The sequence below is a fragment of the Streptomyces sp. NPDC090442 genome (assembly GCF_044769405.1).
Classification (GTDB): domain Bacteria; phylum Actinomycetota; class Actinomycetes; order Streptomycetales; family Streptomycetaceae; genus Streptomyces.
In genome coordinates this window covers 23706-39867 of sequence record NZ_JBIVXW010000058.1, presented here as the reverse complement: position 1 = coordinate 39867, position 16162 = coordinate 23706, and the positions used below count along the sequence as shown (strand labels likewise).

The window sequence follows — 16162 nt, the reverse complement described above, 5'->3', positions numbered from 1 at the left end:
TGACCGTCCCCGCCCCAGTAGGCAGGCACCCGTGGCTGGATGCCTGCCGCCCTGCTTGAGCCTCCGTTACACAGACGGTGGTCGTTCGTTCCCTACCCCTGCCGAACGGATTCGGTACCGGGCCGCTCGTCGGTCACGACGCCGACGTCCTCACCTTGCCGCGAGCCCGGGATGTGGCTGTTCAGGTTGGTGCCACCGCAGGCTCGTGCTCCGACGCCCTGATGGCCGGCCTGGTGTGGAACGTGGCGCCCCATCAGAAGATTGCGGCCCTCGGCCGCCCTCCTGGCCGTGGTGCCGTGTGATGCCGCCCTACCCTCGTAGCCTCGACGCTGAGGCGGAACAGCGTTCAGGTCCTTCCTCGGGTAACTGACGTCGGTGCTGCCGTCCTTGACGCCTGCGACGAGCAAGCCCTGCTTCGGGTCGATGGGCCGCTGAGCCGCTCCGTCGCCACTGGCGCGGCGGCGGTTCTTGAGCAGCACGCCGAGACCGAAGCAGGCGGCGCATGCGACGAGCACGCCCGCGGCCAGCAAGATGAGGTCCCTGGTGTGCTGCTCACCGGTCGAGGTCCTGGCGACGACCGCGGGTGTGGTCGACCTCGGCGTCGCGTGGCTGGGGCTCGTCACCGTTGGGGCGTTGGAAGCGCTGGAAGTGTGAGGGCTCGGGTTGTCGGGTGCGGGCGGGCTGTGGGGTGTGGGGCCGGTGCCCGCTGGCAGCGTCGGCTTGGGAACGGCAGCGCCCACCGGTCCGGTTGTCGGCCTCGAAGCGGCGGAGGCGCCCGATCCGGTCGAAGAGCTCGGAGGGGCGGACGGTGCCGGAGTCGGCTTCGTGACGTCGAAGGACGCCACGAAATTGCTTTGGCCGGCGTTCAGGCTGCACTGCGCGGCGCCCCATAGCTTCACGTTTCCGGCCGCGTTCTTCGCGAGGAGGTGAAGGGTGACGCCGCTGGCGGTGACCGTCCCCTTGCCCGGATGGTTGAAGGTGCGCGTGGTCACGCTGGCGGTTGCCCGGACTGTGAACGCACCGGATGCCGGGACGTTGGTCGTGGCGATGTGGAAGGGGACCGCGACGTCGAAGTCGTCCTGCGGCGCGGCCACATGGGTCGTTGCGTCCACAGTGCCCCCGAGGGTCTTCATGCCGGCATTGGCGAGCCACCCGGTGAAGCCCGCGCTCACCGTCGCCACCGCGTTGACGGCGATGGTCTTGCGGGGTGCGCCGACCGCGACCGAATGCGGGACGTCCGAGTCGATCTCCACCGTGAACGGCTGATTGCCAAGCAGGCCAGCCGCGCATGTGTAGTCGAATGTGCGTGAAAGCGGTTGCGCGGCAGCTGATCCGGCTCCGATAATGCCCACCAACCCGCTTGCTGTTGCCGTAGCCGTGGCGGCCGCAAGGATGATCCTCATCCTTGGCCTGCCGCACCTGATGCTCATGAGCCAGCCCCCGTTCGTTGTTCGGGTGTGCAATTACGACACGTTTCTCTTTTCCGGTAGCTCGGCATACTGCTCAGATCGCGTGACCCGTGCCGGGTCTGCCGAGCCCGGACGATTTTGATCAACGAGGCACGTGACGCTACTTGAAAGACGTTACTCCGTCGGTTCTGGTTGCGTGTGAGGAACTTAGAGCATAGCCCTGTCACCCTCCAACACGCCTTGTTAGAGGGTGACTTCCGGAAATACCCTTCGCGGCTTGCGGGCACCGAGAACCGTGCATTTACGCTTACCTGTGTTCGTGCGTCACGTGCGTCACACGAGTTTCAGTCGATTCGGCGAGCGCAAATACTTGCTGAACTGGGTAGTGTGGCGAAGGTTCAGACCAGTTGCGCGCAGAACCTCCACAGAATTCCGGATGTCAGGAATTGCGGCGGACAGGTTCAACAGGTGCCTACCGGATGAATTGACGACGAATGCTGAGGAGTTGACTGCGCCCGGCGATCGGGGGGATGCGCCATCAGCAGGTGTCGCCGTCCCGGTCATGGGCGAACCTCCTTGTCGTCGGTGCTGGTTGCAGCCTGGTAGCCGGAGGCTTGGAGGGTGAACATCGCGGCGTAGTCGCCGCGCAGGGCCATGAGTTGGTCGTGCGTGCCCGATTCCACGATCCGGCCGTCGTCGAAGACGTAGATGCGGTCGCAGTCCACGACCGACGCCAGCCGGTGGGAGATCAGTACGGTGATCCGGTCCTGTCGCAGGTCGCTGCGCAGGACCGCCTCGTAGATGCCGTGTTCGGACGGCGGGTCCATGCTTGCGGTCGGCTCGTCCAGCAGGAGGACGGGCGCCTTCTTGTACAGGCCACGGCCGACCGCGATCTTCGCCCATTGGCCGGCTGACAGTTGCCGGCCGCCGCGGAACCGCTTCGACAGCAGCGTTCCCCATTGGTGCGGCAGCCCGGCGATGACCTGCTCGGCGCAGGAGGCCCGCGCGGCGTCGAGGGCGCGCTGCGGATCAGCCGAGGTGAGGGTCCCGGTGGAAACGGTGAAGTTGGACAGGGCGCTGAAGGGGAAGCGAACCGGGTCCTGGAGGACGCAGGCAACCTGGGCGTGCACAGACTGCGCGTCCATCTCCTGGACGTTCACACCGTCCCAACACACGGTGCCGCCCTGCGCGTCGTAGAGGCCGGCGAGGACCCGGGCGCAGGTGGACTTGCCCGACCCGTTGAGTCCGACGAAGGCGACGGCTTCCCCCGCGGTGAGCGTCAGGGAGACACGGTCCAGGGCGGGGGTGTCCTTGCCTGGGTAGGCGTACGTGACGTCGCGCAGCGTGATCGTCCTCACGGTCGGCGGAGCCGCCAACTCCGCGCTCCGAAACGTAAGTTGCCTGCACCGCTGTTGAAACGCCAGCAGATCGTCGACCCACATGGCGTGCTCGTACACCAGGTGAGCCACGTTGACCAGCCGCTTGAGGGAGCTCTGACTGGTCTGGATGGCCAGGACCGCGCCGGCGCCGGCCGCCAGCGGCAGCCATCCGGCGATCAGCATGGCACCCAGGGCGGTGTACGTGACGCCCAGCGCCAGGCCCCCGGCGGTTCGGCCGGCCAGGGCGAGGGCGGCGGAGCGCATCCCGAGCTGGGTGTCCTCCTCGGCGATCTTGGACACCAGGCGGTGGTGCTCGTCCAAGAGGGCGCGCTGGGCGGTGTTCGAGCGCAGCTCGGCCGCGGCATCCGGCTCCAACAGCAGCCAGGAGAACACCCGCACCCGCCGCTGAAGGGCGTTGTACCGCTTGTAGGAATGGAAGCGGGCCCGCGCACTGTGGATCGCGGCCGCGCCGACCGGCACGACGGACAACATCAGCAGCGGAAGCAGCGCGGGATGGAGCACGCTCAGCACGCCCGCGGTGCCCATCAACCCGAGCATGGCGGAGGCCAAGTCGACGACCTGGCCGACGATTTGGCGGGCGTAGAACAGCCCTCGGTCATTGGCGCGGTACGCCTCGTCGTGCCAGTCCGGGTCGTCCACGACCTCCAACCGCACGTGTGCCGTCGACGCGAGGAACTCGGTCTCCAACGCCGTGCGGATCTTGGGTGTCACCCGGGCCTGGGCCGCGGAGACGCCGGCCTCCAGCAGCCCACGGGCCGAGAGGCAGGCCACGACGGCGAGCAGTTGCGGCACGGCCGCCCACACCCGGTCCGGCGTCGGCCCCTGGGCGAAGAGCTGCCGGAGGACCGAGACGGAGGCGATGAGACCGAAGGCGGTCATCGCGGCCGAGGCGAGCTCACAACCGATCAGCGCCAGGGTCGCTCGCCGGTCGGCGTGCCAGGCGAGTTGGCCGATCTGCCGCATGATCCGCGGCAGCCGCGAGAGCATCTGCCGCACCGTGGCCTGGGCCGCCGCACCGTCGTAGACGGACCAGTACGCCTCCTCCATCTCGTCCACCAGGTCGCCGTCCTGGGGCGTGGCGGTCACGGAGGACGACGGCAACGGCAACGTCAACGGGGCGGTTCGCTGCGTGGGCACCTCGGCGTCGTCGATCTGACTCATGCCGTCCACCACGCTTTCGCGTGCGCGGTGGACGAGAACTCGACGCTACCTGGGGCATGGCCGGCCGCGGCGGGCTGGGAGCGTTCGATACCGGACGGCGTACACGGGGTTCCGGGAACGGGCTTCACGTCTGCCTCCTGAGGGGTGAATGCGCGTGTGTGAGCTGGCAGTTGGGGCGTCACCTGGTCTGTTGCGTAAGGGCTGTGGGTTGGTCGATGACGTGATGGTCAACGACACGGCAACGGAATCGAACTCACGTATTTGAGACGGGGCGCAACCCGCAAGACAGCGCGAAAGTAGGCGTATGCACGGGCCACGGCCCCTTGCGGCGCCGGGGTCCTCGTGGGGTGGCGGGGTGGCCGAAACGCCGAGTTCGAGGCGCGTGGGCTCAAAGACGTCGCAGGGCCCTGCGAAATGGGATGGGGCGGAGCGATGCGGAAGGTGGCGGCGTGACGCCGGAGGTTGCGTCGGGGGCCGGGTTGTCGCGCGCGACTGACGGGAGTGGCGTGGTCACTGATGGCGGCTCTCCGCGTCTGCGGCCTTGCCTGCCCAACTAGCCCCAGTTGTCGGGTGGTTGCTGAACCCCGGCGCCTCCATCGCTGAAGCGGAGGAGATGCGCGCGGTCGTGTGGGGCCGGGCGTGGGAGTTTCGGAGGGTGGGCCGTCCCCATGCGGCGGTTCCACCTGCGCCTCCGGGGCCCGAGCCGGTCACCCCACGACGCGACTGAACTCGCCGTAGGGTGACTGGCCTTCGACTGCCGCGCACAGGATCGCGCCCGGCGAGAGGGAAGGGGGTGTCCGCCTTCCTGCCTGGCGCCCACACCTCACCGCGCCACCTCGGACGCCAGGAAGCGTGACTCGCCGCGCACCGAACCCGTCGCGGTACGCGGATCCCCTCAGGATGCCGCGATTGCCTCCCCGTACGGCAGTCCAGGTCTACCCGTTGGACGTGCTCACTGCCAGTGCGGTCGGCCGCTCTGCATCGCGCAGTGCAACCGATTGCCGTGCGCATCCCGCGTGGTGAGACCCAGGTGGGCCTTCTTGCAGAACTGGCCGCGCTGGTAGTGGTTCCCGGACGGGGAGAGGATGACGCCGGCGGTGTCCGAGGCGTCCCCAGCGGAACCGGACGAGGACGACGATCCGCCGCCGGACCGCGATCCCGAATGGGACGAGGAGCCGGAGCCCGATCCGTGGCCGTAACTCCCCTTCCCCTCAGGGGAGTTCGTCACTGCTGCGGGTGTCGGGGGCGCGGGCGTGGCTGACGGTGACGGAGGCACGGTCGAAGGACTGGGGGAGGGGGAGGGCGACTCCGAGGCCGGCTCGGAGACCGACGCCGAGGGCAAGAGCGAAGTGGAGGGCGACGGATCCGCCTTGTCCCCGCCGCTGGCACTGGGCTGGCAACCGGTGAGGACGAGCAACGCCGTGGCCGCAACTGCTGCGGCGGACAGAGAGGCGCGGCGGCGGGCTCGGACACGTATCACAGAGGGACACATCCTGACGAAAGGAGAGAGAAGCGGTATGGACGCACGCTCAGTGCGCACCGAAGACCTTATGTCTGTATCTCCCCTGTAGTCGGATATGTGGCTGGAATAGGCTCCCCGTCCCGCCTTCGCCGCTGCCTGCTCGGCTAGCCCACGCTCAACACCCGCCCCGTCTCCCGGCCCTCGACGGAACGGACGTATGCCCGGGCGACCTTGGCCGCCGGGACCGGCTCGAATCCCGGGAAGAACGGCCCGTAGGACTCCGTCGATTCGGTGAGCAGCGTCGGGCTCACCGCGTTCACGCGTTGTGGCGCGATCTCGATGGCCGCCGCACGGACGAACGCCTCGACCGCACCGTTCGCCGCCGAGGCCGCGGCGCCGCCCGCGATGGGCTGCTGTGTCAGCACTCCCGTGACCAAGGTGAACGACCCCTGCGGTGCCACGTGCCGCACGCCCTGCCGCACCAACTCGATCTGGCTCAGCGCCTTGCCGCGCAGCGTGGCCACCATGTCGTCGGCGGTCAGCTCGCTGAACGGGGCGAACACCGCGTCACCCGCGGCACACACCACCGCGTCGATGCCGGTCACCTGCTCGTAGAGCCTCCCCACGGCCGCCGGATCGGCGATGTCGCACAGCTCGTCGCCACGGCTGCGCCCCACCGCGACCACCTCATGACCACGGCCGACCAACTCCGCACGCACCGCACCGCCCAGCGTGCCGAACGCACCCACCACAACAACCTTCATCACGACCACCCTCTCCCCGGAAGAAACCGGAGAGCTAGAGAACTGGAGAACCGCAGCTCCGGAGGTCAGGAACTCCAGAGAACCCGGACATGTCGCCGACGCTACGGCTCCTTGGCATGCCCCCGAAAATGCCCTCCGGTCAGGAACTATGCTTCCTAGGCATGGATGTGGAGCTGCGCCATCTGAAGGCCCTGGTCGCCATAGCCGAGGAGGGCACCATCACCGCCGCGGCGGCCCGGCTGCGCCTCACCCAACCCGCCCTCTCCCGCACCCTCGCGGCGCTCGAAGAACACCTCGGTGTCCGTCTCGTGGACCGGTCGTCCCGCCATCTGACCCTCACCCCCGCCGGACGGACCCTCCGGGAGCACGGGCAGGCCATCCTCGCCCATGTCGACGCAGCCCTCGCCGAGACCACCGCAGTCACTCGGCCGCTGCGCGTCGGCTACACCTGCGCGGTCCTCGGCGAACTCACCGTGCCGCTCCTGCGCTCCTGGCGGCGCACCCACCCACACGTCACCCTCGAACTGCGACGCGTGGACAGCCGCACCGCCGGCCTGGCCACCGGCGAGACCGACGTCGCCGTCCTCCGCACCCGGCCCGTCGACGCCCGGCTGCGCGCCGAAGCCCTCTACCTGGAGGAGCGTGTCGCCGCCCTGCCCGACGACCACGCCCTGGCCGGCCGCCCCGGCCTCACCCTCGCCGAACTCGCCGACGAGTCGCTCGTCGCCTGCCCCGAGGCCGGCGCCGCGAGCGTCGAACTGTGGCCCAGGGAACGGCGCCCGGAGAGCGTGCGGGTGGTCGACAACGTCGATGCCTGGCTGACCACCATCGCCGCCGGTGAGACCGTCGGCATCGCGGCGGCCGGCACGCGGGAGAGCCACCAGCACCCGGGCGTGGCCTACGTCCCGGTCACCGACGCCCCGGCCGCCACGGTCTACGTGGCGCACCCGGCGCAGCCCACGCACCCGCACACGACGGAATTCCTCGCGGCGGTGCGGGAGACGGTCAGTGTCTGAGGAGGAACGACCCCCGGCCCGGCCGCTTCCACAGGCGGCTTATTCGTTGGCGGGCCGGGCCAGACGGTTGGCAGGCTGAGGCCATGAACCCTCCGCCCGACGACCTTCCCAACCACTCCTGGCTCGGCAGCCGCATCGACGCCCGCCCGCTGTTCGCCCGGGAGCACGCGGCGTTGATGGCCACCCTGCGCGGACTGGAGCCGGCCGACTGGCGCAGGGAAGCCGTGCCCGGCTGGGACGTGCGCGACGTGGCCGCACACCTCCTCGGCGACTGCTACGGGCGCCTGAGCCGCGACCGTGACGGTCACCAGACCGGACCCGCCCTCGCGCCAGGGGAGACGCTGGAGGCGTTCATCCACCGCATCAACCAGGAGTGGGTCGACGCCCACCGCCGGGTCAGCCCCGCCGCGCTCACCGATGCCCTGGACCTCTTCGGCGCCCAGGTCACGCGCCTCTTCGAGGCCGCCGACCTCGACCAACCGTCGCTGGGAGTCTCCTGGGCCGGCGTCGATCCCGCTCCCATGTGGCTCGACTGCGCCCGCGAACTGACCGAGTTCTGGACCCACCGCCAACAGATCCGCCACGCCACCGGCCAGGCAACCGACCCCGCCCCAGGCACGCTGTCCGTGGTCCTGGACACCTTCCTGCGGGCCCTGCCCCACACCCTGCGCGAAACCCACGCCGCCGCCGACACCCAGATCCAGATCCACATCCCGGGCCCGGCCGGCGGCACTTGGACCGCCATCGCCCTCGCCACCCCAGGCCGCTGGTCCCTGGCCGAGCCTGACGCCGGATCGCCTGCCGCCCGCGTCACCCTGGACGCGGAGACCGCCTGGCGACTGTGCACCCGCGGGATCGAGCCCGCCACCGCACTGGCCCGCGCCCACGTGGACGGAGACCACCAACTGGCCGAAGCCGCCTGCCAGATCGTGTCCATCGTGTACTGATTCCGCGACCCGACCGACAGCGGCCCGGGCTTCCGTTCCGACCAGGGGCGAGCCCAAGGCCGGGCATCCGTGTCGACGCCCCTCCAACAGGCGTTACCCCTGCTCCCGCGGCAACAGCTCTCCTCCTTGATCTCGTAGCCGCACGGCGGTGGGGCTCGCCGTACCCGAACCGCGGCATCGGCGCCGCCAACAGTCCCTACTTGCAGCGAGCGGAGCGCGCCCATTTCGGGGCGCCTGGCAAGTAGAAGACGTGGCACGTGGAGACACCTCAGGCAGGTGCGGCCCCGACGGCAGCCCCCGAGTCCGCCGACCCCGATACCGGTCCCGACGTGGATGATTCGACCGGCGACGCGAGGCGTCCGTCCCGCGGCGCTCGCGCCGGGCAGTTGCCGGTTGTCTGCGCGGTCGCGGTCGGTGGGGGACTGGGCGCCGCCACCCGCTACGGGATGTCCTTGTGCCGGCCGCCGGCGCCTTCCCCTGGACGACCCTGGTGATCAACGTGTTGGGATGCACGGTGATCGGCGTCTTCATGGTCGCCATCACCGATGCCTGGTCCGTGCACCGGTTGGCGCGGCCGTTCTTCGGTACGGGTGTCCTGGGCGGCTTCACGACGTTCTCGACGCAACGTCGTCGGCAGTCTGATCCTGGGGCTCGTCACCGGTGCGGTGGCGGCCGGCGCGGGGACGACTCAGGTGCAGTTGCTCATCGGTACCGGGTTGTGCGGCGCGCCGACGACCTACTCCACCTTGTCGTACGAGACGTTGCGCCTGTCGCAGGACGGCGCGCGGCTCTTCGCGGTGGCCGACGTGGTGGGGAGCCTGACCGCCGGCCTGGGCGCGGCCTTCCTCGGGGCCGCGTTGGCGCAGGCGATCTGGGCGTGATGCGTCGGCGTACTGCTGCGTGAGCCTACTCCGCACCGGCCGCTGATCAGGGCGGCTCCGGAGCATCGCCGTCCCGGAGTCGCCCGGCGGCGAAATCGGCCAGTGCGGGCGGTAGTTGGGTGGACTCGTCGATGAGGGCGTCGGCGAGTTGTGGCTCGGTGAGGCCGGTGCAGTCACGGAGATCGGCCCCGGTGAGGTCGGCTCCCCGCAGAACCGCCTCTTCGAGCCCCGCGCCGCGCAGGTCTGCCTGGTGGAGTGCGGCGCCGTCGAGGCGGGCGCCGCGGAGCATGGCGTGCCTGAGGTCGGCGAAGTTGAGGATCGCGCCGTGGAGTCGGGCGCCACGCAGGTCGGCACGGCGCAGGTCGGCGTAGGTGAGGAAGGCCCGGTCCAGGCGCGGTGCGCCGTCGAACTCGAAGGCGCGCAGGAGGAGTCCGCACAGCACGGCGTCGCGGAGGTCGACTCTGCGCGGCTCATGCCGCTCCGGGCGGCGCGCGAGCACATCGATCGCTGCCTGGACGTCGGGCGGTGGCTGCGTTCCCCACACGGGCAGCGGTCGGTCGGCGTTCCGTTCCTCCGGCGGTCTGAGGTCTCGTGTGGGTGCCGGCTCGGGCTGCGTGCGGTTCCGTATGAACGCGGCCAGGACGCTGACGACGGCCGCGTGCTCCTGCGACGACTCCGACAGCACGTGTTCCAGGCCGTACACCCCGCCCAACCGCAGCTCCACCGTTTCCGAGGCCAGATGCTGAACGGCCGTACGGAAGCGCTCGGTTACCTGGCCGCGCCGGGAGAGCAGGTAGGTGCGCGCCGTGTAGACGAGGCCGGCGAAGACGGTCGCCCCCGTCGCCCCGGCGAGCACGGTCTGCCGGACCGTGTTCACCGCGTCGGCCCGCTCCTTGCCGTGCAGCGAGCGCACCGTGTCGCCCGCCACCAGCCAGGAGACCGGCCCCAACACCAGCAGCACGACACCCAGGACGGCCACCAAAACCACCCCGCCCCAGGCCACCGAGCGCCAACGGCGCCACCAGGCCCGCCAGCGGGCCCTCCCACCCCTGTCAGTGCTCACGTTTGCCCCTCCCCGCACACCGATGGCAGACCGCGAGGTCGTAGCTTACGGATCTTCACGTTGCGCCGAGCACGGCGCCGCCGCGTGCTGTCCCAACTGCCCCGAGTCCCCTCCTTACGCGACAGATCGGGCTGTATTCGTCGGATTGGGGTCGGCACACCAGCCACTCGCATCACGGACGAACCCGCACGGCCCTGCACGAGCGCCCGACCAATGCTCCACGCGCTCCCAGCGACATCCCCTCGGGTGACTTTGCGCGCTGCGCAAGCTCGCCACGATGAGAACGCAGTGATGGATCAACCAGAACTCATGAAGTCGCCTACTCTCAGGGAGAGTTACGATGCTCCGTCGAATTGCCGCCACAGCTCTCGCCGCAGCCGCCCTCACCGCGGGGACGGTGCTGTTCACGCCCAACGCCCAGGCAGCCGGCGGTTTGACCTGGACGATCACGGCGACCGGCGGCAAGTGCGTGGACGTGGAGGGCATGAGCAGCGCCAACGGCGCAACTGTCCAGCAGTACACCTGCAACTCCACCCCGGCGCAGAAGTTCTCCCTGCGCTATGTGAACGACGACGTGTTGGAGATCCGCACCTTCGCCAACAAGTGCATGGACGTCCAGAACCGCAGCAGTGCTGACGGCACGCGCATCCAGCAGTACGGCTGTAACGGCACTCCTGCCCAGAAGTTCACCCCACGACAGTTGGACACCCGCCCGGGCACCGCCCAGTTCGTCACCTTCGCCGGCAAGTGCCTCACCGCCGACGGCTCACCCCAGACCGAAGCCGCCCCGATGCGCCAGCAGCCCTGCGACGAGAACAACCCCGCCCAGCAGTTCCGCCTGACCCTTGGCTGATCAACACCGTCCTGGAGAAAGAGAGTGCGGCTGGCCGGATCCCGTTCCTCGCCGGGACGGGACCGGACAGGGCCGGGACGAGGAGGTCACCGGCCTGACGCGTCAGCTCTCTGCCGAGGGCGACATGACGGGGTCGCTGAAGGTGGAAAGGAGAGCGGGGAGGAAGCGTCGTTCCAGTTCGCCTGGCGGGTAGACCTCGGGTTCGACGTAGCTCTGGGCCTGTCCGCCTTCCCGGAGTGCCACGAGGAGGCGGACGAACCCGTCGATGTCGACGGTGAGTTGGCGTCCGAGACGAGTGGCGAGTTCGGTGACGGCCTCGGCGACGGCGGCGCGGGCCCGGGCGTCGTGCTCGGCCAACTTCCGTGCCGCCTCGGGCGTCCGGATGGCGTGCAGGGTGAACTCGGTGGTCACCAGATACCAGGCACGCTCCTCGGCTTCGAGCTCGTCACGGGCCACGATCTGTGCGAAGCGTTCCACCGTGGGCTCGCCGGTGCCCATCTGGGCGACCAGTGTCCTCAGCCGCGCGGCGAGACGGTCGCTGTGCTCGTCGAACAGCGCGAAGAACAGCTCTTCCTTGCTGTCGAAGTTGGAGTAGAACGCGCCCCGGGTGTAGCCGGCGTGGGCGCAGATCTGCTCGATGGTGGCGGCATGGAAGCCCTGTTCGGCGAAGACCTCCAACGCGGCCCGCAGCAGCGCGGCCCGGGTCTGCGGCCGGCGCTTGGTGACTCCCTTGGGCATCGCGACCCTCTCTCCACTTCTCCGCTTCGCCGCCGTCTTCATGGTGCGCTGCGGTCTGCTGCTCGTCCGCTCGTTCGTTCACCGCCGTTCCGCTGCGCGTTCTGCTGCCTGTTCGGTGTTCCGGTGAGCGGGCACGGTGACCCGGCTGACCATACAACAGCGCATCCGATGCATTGATGCATCTGATACATGCAGGTATCTTCTTGCTCGTCGTCGAACTCCCCTCACCTCTGGAGGACTTCATGACCGCGTCCACGACCACCCCCACCACCGCAGGCGCTTCCGGCCCCACCCGCCTGGTCGGCCCCGCCCCTGGTGGAACCGGCCTGCCCACCCCTCCCGTCTTCGACTCCATCGAGGCCGAACGGCAGTACCGCAAGGAGCAACTCGCCGCCGGATTCCGCCTGTTCGGGAAGTTCGGGTTCTCCGAAGGCGTCGCCGGGCACATCACCGTGCGCGACCCCGAGCACCCGGACTGCTTCTGGGTCAACCCGTTCGGCATGAGCTTCCACCGGATCAAGGTCTCGGACCTGATCCTGGTCGACCACGAAGGCAACGTCCGGCACGGCGAACGGCCGGTGAACAAGGCCGCGTTCGTCATCCACTCCCAGGTCCACGCCGCCCGCCCCGACGTCCAGGCCGCCGCCCACGCCCACTCGCTGCACGGCAAGGCGTTCGCCAGCCTCGGCATCCCCCTCGCCCCCATCACCCAGGACGCCTGCGCCTTCTACGAGGACCACGCCCTCTACACCGACTACCGGGGCGTCGCCGACGAGATGGAAGAGGGCCGACGCATCGGGGCCGCCCTCGGCCCGCACAAGGCCGCCATCCTCGCCAACCACGGACTGCTCACCGTCGGCCGCACCGTCGCCGAGGCCGTCTGGTGGTTCGTCACCATGGAACGCTCCTGCCAGGCCCAACTCCTGGCGATGGCCGCCGGAAAACCACTGCACATCGACCACGAAACGGCCCTGAGGACCCGCGACCAACTCGGCACCCCGCTCGCGGGCTGGTTCCAGGCCCAACCGATGTGGGAGCAGATCACCGACGACGCACCGGACTTGTTCGACTGACACCCGCTGCGTGAGGTGCGTCGTCCCTGGACCAGGCAGGACGGCCATCCGACCGTGCGGTCCGGCAGTCATCTGCCCGGGCGCGAGAACCTGAGCACCCCACGATTGCACGGCCGACGATGGGACCGAGCAGCCGTGTACTTCCAGGAGAAGCCCAAATAGGACAGGCAATGTCCTCGCGGTTGGTGAAGATGGACGGCATGACAGCCGATCCTGGAGTGACCCGAGAAGCGAGAGACCCCGCTGCCCGTCTGCTGAGGCTGCTCTCGCTGCTGCAGCGCCCGCGCGAATGGACGGGTGCGGAACTGGCCGAGCGGTTGGGAGTCACCGCCCGCACCATCCGCCGCGACATCGAGCACCTGCGGGAGCTGGGCTATCCCGTCCAGGCCACCCAGGGCAACATCGGCGGCTACCGGCTCAGCGCGGGCACCGCGATGCCACCCCTGCTCCTCGACGACGACGAGGCCGTGGCCATCGCCATCGGACTGCGCGCGGCTGCGGTCGCCGCGGTCAGCGGCATCGAGGACGCCTCGCTCCGCGCCCTGGCCAAGTTGGAGCAGGTGCTGCCCTCCCGCCTGCGGCGCCGGGTGGCCCACCTCGCCGAGGCCGCCACCTTCCTGCCACAACCCGTCCAAGGGCCCGACACCGAGCTGTTGGCGGCCCTCGCCGCCGCCTGCGTGGCCCACGAGAAGATCCGCTTCGGCTACGCCCCGGCGCGCGGGGCGCCGACGCGACGACTGGCCGAGCCCAAGCGACTGGTGGCCGCCGGCCGACGCTGGTACCTCGTCGCGTACGACGTGGACCGCGCCGCTTGGCGCACCTTCCGCGTCGACCGGATCGACGCGCTGCACCGCACCGGCGCCCGCGTCCCCGAACGCGACCTGCCCGACGGCCAGGACGCCGCCACATACGTGGCCGACACCCTGGCCGCCGGCCCGGGCAACTGCCGCGCGGAGCTGATCGTCCACGCACCCTTCGAGCGCGCCACCGAGGGCGTGCCCGCCTCCCTCGGAGTCCTCGAACGGCTCGACGAGCACCGGTGCCGACTGCGCACGGCCGTCGATTCCCCCGAGTACCTGGCCTTCCGCATCGCCGCCCTACGCCTGGACTACACCCTCATCGGCCCGCCCGAGATCGCCCCGCATCTGCAACGGATCGCGGAGCGCGCCCTGCACGCGCTCCAAGACCAGGCACGGGGCGGCGACTGAACGAGCGGCCGTGCGGCGCGTCAGGCGGTATCGCCGTTGACCAGGCGGTCGACGTCGAGGGTGAGTTGGAGGGCGTCCAGCGCGCTTGCCGGCGCGATGGCGTTGTCGTCCTCATCGCGGAGGCAGGCCAGGACGTGGTCGATCATCGCGGTGTACGGGTCGGCGGGAGGCAGGCTCAACTCGTCTGCGCCACCGACGGTGTAGGCGGTGACGGTGCCGGTCGGCTTGCCGTCGAAGCCCATCGACGAGGCCGCGTCCACCACCCCGTCGCTGAACATGGCGGTGTAGCCGCCGCGGGCGCCCCACCCCATGGGCATCAGCGAGGAGACCGAGTCACGGGCGAACGCGCCGTCGAAGTGCAGGGTCGCCTCGATCGCGGCGCTGTCGGCGTCGCGAGCCACCGTGGCGACATCGATACTGCGGGGCCGACCGAGGGTGCGCGTGACGATGTCCATGTCGCTGTGCATGGCCTCCAACGGAAGTGTCCCGAGCCCCAGTGAGACGCCGGGCCACAGGTGCGCGGTCCAGTTCCAGAGGGTCAGTTGCTCCAGGCGGCCGTAGGTGCCTTCACGGACCGCGTCGAACAGGGCCTGGTTGGCCGGGACGAACCGCTCGAACATGTCCACGAACACCTGCCGGTCGCTGCGTTCGGCGGCCTCGACCACGCGCCGGGCGTCGTCCATGGTGCCCGCGAGCGGCAACTCGACCAGTGCGTGACTGTCGGCGTCCAGCGCCCGCAGCACGTACTCGGCGTGCAGCGGCACCGGCAGACAGACATCGACCAGATCGAAGTCGCCCTCGAACGCCCGGCCCGTATCGGTACACGCGGCGAACCCGAACTTCCCGGCGGCCTCGGCGGTCTTGTCCGGATTCCGGCCGAACATCACCACCTCGATATCTGGGTGCCTGGCGTACGCGGCGGCGTGTGCCTGCCCGAACCCGGTGCCCAGCAACGCGATCTTCATGTCGTTCCCCACTCTCCTCTTCGTGTGCTTCCTGTGCCTCGTGTGCGCGGTCAGATGGCCCGGGTCCGCGGGCAGGGATGCCCGCACCGCGGCCCACGCGCAGGTGCCGACCCGCGGGCGTTTGGGAGACCGTCAGGCGTGCTGTCCGTCGACGGGCGCGGAGAACAGGCCGAAGCGGTTGCCGCGCGGGTCGATGATGCGGGAGTAGACCAGCCCGTCGGGGTTGGTGTCCGGGCCGAACTCGACGGTGGCGCCCAGCTCGACGGCCTTGGCGGTGACGGAGGGGACATCGGTCACCAGGAAGTCGGGCATCAGGTAGTCGACGCCGTCCGCACCAAGGTCGTACATGCCGCCCGACGGCCACTGGTTGCCGGTGAAGACGTTGTAGTACCGCTTGCCCCCGGCGGTGTCGTCGAACGCGAACCGCCAGTCGAACGCCCGGCCGTAGAAGTCCTGCGTCGCCTCGGCGTCGGTGGTGCCGACCTCGAACCAGGCATAGGAGCCCGGCACCGGTCCGCCCAGCATCTCCCCCATCTGCTCCTGCCCCTGGTCGGCGAACTCCTTCAGCCGCGCGGGAGTTTGGTTGTTCTGGAACAGCGAGAACACATTGCCCCGAGGGTCCGCCAAGCGGGCGAAGACAGTCACATCGGCCACCTGCGCGGCCGGGACGATCACCCGGGCGCCCAGCTTCGCCAGCCGTTCCTGATCGGCGACCACGTCCGACGAGACGATCGAGACGTTCATCGCCTCCTCCGGGTGGTCGGCGTTCTCGTAGATCGCCCCCATCGGGAACGGCATGCCCGGCGCCATGATCCGCGTGTACCGGACCCCGCCCACCGACGAGTCCGCATCGACGGCGAACTCCCAGCCGAGCAGCGATCGGTAGAAGTCCTGCACGGCAGGACCGTCAGCGGTGCCGATCTCGAACCAGACGACGTTTCCCGGGTCCATGAAGCCCATGACGGCTCCTCCTCTTCCTCTTCAACGGGTCGCTCTTCGACAGGCGGTAGATGCGGTCGCATGCCTGTACGCCGCCGGTCGTCGCATGCGGTGGGTGATTGATCGGTCCCACGGGGCCGCCCCGGCGGACACTGCCCTGCCGGACCCCGACCCCGTGAGACGAGAAGTCCAATAGGTCGGCGAATGTCCCAACAGGCCCAACGACAGGGATCGTTCGCGCCGTCATCGCACCGCCGTTACGCGGTATCGCGCTATCTCCGTC

The 16162-nt window shown here is 69.7% G+C and carries 14 protein-coding genes and 1 pseudogene; 7 read left to right on the top strand and 8 right to left on the bottom strand.

Features of this window, described 5'->3' with window-relative positions; all coding sequences use genetic code 11:
- Window positions 1-92 precede the first annotated feature (92 nt).
- The 4 genes from ACIQU6_RS32175 to ACIQU6_RS32160 all read right to left on the bottom strand — a co-directional run bounded on the left by ACIQU6_RS32175 (window position 93) and on the right by ACIQU6_RS32160 (window position 6196).
- On the bottom strand, window positions 93-1403 hold the full coding sequence (locus ACIQU6_RS32175; protein ID WP_403485249.1) for a DUF6801 domain-containing protein: 1311 nt from the start codon (window positions 1401-1403) through the stop codon (window positions 93-95).
- Window positions 1404-1969: 566 nt separating this feature from the next.
- Window positions 1970-3970 (bottom strand): ABC transporter ATP-binding protein, encoded by a 2001-nt coding sequence (locus ACIQU6_RS32170; protein WP_403485248.1) that lies wholly within the window; start codon window positions 3968-3970, stop codon window positions 1970-1972.
- A gap of 952 nt (window positions 3971-4922) precedes the next feature.
- A complete protein-coding gene (locus ACIQU6_RS32165) occupies window positions 4923-5198 on the bottom strand; it encodes a hypothetical protein (protein WP_403485247.1) in 276 nt (91 codons plus the stop codon).
- Window positions 5199-5596: 398 nt separating this feature from the next.
- A complete protein-coding gene (locus ACIQU6_RS32160; protein ID WP_403485246.1) occupies window positions 5597-6196 on the bottom strand; it encodes a short chain dehydrogenase in 600 nt (199 codons plus the stop codon).
- A 161-nt stretch (window positions 6197-6357) separates the two neighbouring features.
- On the opposite strand from ACIQU6_RS32160, the gene ACIQU6_RS32155 reads away from it, so the two are divergent.
- From ACIQU6_RS32155 to ACIQU6_RS32140, 4 genes and pseudogenes are all read left to right on the top strand, one after another.
- Window positions 6358-7212 (top strand): LysR family transcriptional regulator, encoded by an 855-nt coding sequence (locus ACIQU6_RS32155; RefSeq protein ID WP_403485245.1) that lies wholly within the window; start codon window positions 6358-6360, stop codon window positions 7210-7212.
- A gap of 83 nt (window positions 7213-7295) precedes the next feature.
- Entirely contained in the window at window positions 7296-8159 is an 864-nt protein-coding gene (locus ACIQU6_RS32150; protein WP_403485244.1) for a maleylpyruvate isomerase family mycothiol-dependent enzyme, read from the top strand.
- 446 nt (window positions 8160-8605) lie between these two features.
- Window positions 8606-8781, top strand: a pseudogene (locus ACIQU6_RS32145) (fluoride efflux transporter FluC); the annotation flags it as partial.
- Entirely contained in the window at window positions 8705-9040 is a 336-nt protein-coding gene (locus tag ACIQU6_RS32140) for a fluoride efflux transporter FluC (protein ID WP_403485243.1), read from the top strand. The pseudogene ACIQU6_RS32145 and the gene ACIQU6_RS32140, both read left to right, overlap by 77 nt.
- Window positions 9041-9086: 46 nt before the next feature.
- Here the strand turns inward: ACIQU6_RS32140 and ACIQU6_RS32135 are convergent, their stop codons facing one another.
- Window positions 9087-10103, bottom strand: a complete 1017-nt coding sequence (locus ACIQU6_RS32135; protein WP_403485242.1) for a pentapeptide repeat-containing protein — start codon at window positions 10101-10103, stop codon at window positions 9087-9089.
- A gap of 340 nt (window positions 10104-10443) precedes the next feature.
- Between ACIQU6_RS32135 and ACIQU6_RS32130 the strand changes: the two genes are divergently transcribed.
- Window positions 10444-10956, top strand: a complete 513-nt coding sequence (locus ACIQU6_RS32130) for an RICIN domain-containing protein (protein ID WP_403485241.1) — start codon at window positions 10444-10446, stop codon at window positions 10954-10956.
- Between the two features lie 102 nt (window positions 10957-11058).
- On the opposite strand, the gene ACIQU6_RS32125 is transcribed toward ACIQU6_RS32130, so the two are convergent.
- On the bottom strand, window positions 11059-11694 hold the full coding sequence (locus ACIQU6_RS32125) for a TetR/AcrR family transcriptional regulator (RefSeq protein ID WP_403485240.1): 636 nt from the start codon (window positions 11692-11694) through the stop codon (window positions 11059-11061).
- Window positions 11695-11936: 242 nt separating this feature from the next.
- On the opposite strand from ACIQU6_RS32125, the gene ACIQU6_RS32120 reads away from it, so the two are divergent.
- Window positions 11937-12767 carry a class II aldolase/adducin family protein gene (locus ACIQU6_RS32120; protein ID WP_403485271.1) on the top strand — a complete coding sequence of 277 codons (831 nt, stop codon included), beginning with the start codon at window positions 11937-11939 and terminating at the stop codon, window positions 12765-12767.
- Window positions 12768-12958: 191 nt separating this feature from the next.
- The gene (locus ACIQU6_RS32115) at window positions 12959-13975 is read left to right on the top strand and encodes a helix-turn-helix transcriptional regulator (RefSeq protein ID WP_403485270.1); all 1017 of its coding nucleotides are present in this window, start codon (window positions 12959-12961) and stop codon (window positions 13973-13975) included.
- A 20-nt stretch (window positions 13976-13995) separates the two neighbouring features.
- On the opposite strand, the gene ACIQU6_RS32110 is transcribed toward ACIQU6_RS32115, so the two are convergent.
- Together ACIQU6_RS32110 and ACIQU6_RS32105 are read right to left on the bottom strand one after the other, a co-directional pair.
- Window positions 13996-14940 carry a Gfo/Idh/MocA family protein gene (locus tag ACIQU6_RS32110; protein ID WP_403485239.1) on the bottom strand — a complete coding sequence of 315 codons (945 nt, stop codon included), beginning with the start codon at window positions 14938-14940 and terminating at the stop codon, window positions 13996-13998.
- A 132-nt stretch (window positions 14941-15072) separates the two neighbouring features.
- Window positions 15073-15900: a VOC family protein gene (locus ACIQU6_RS32105; protein ID WP_403485238.1), complete on the bottom strand. Its 828-nt coding sequence runs from the start codon at window positions 15898-15900 to the stop codon at window positions 15073-15075.
- Window positions 15901-16162 lie beyond the last annotated feature (262 nt).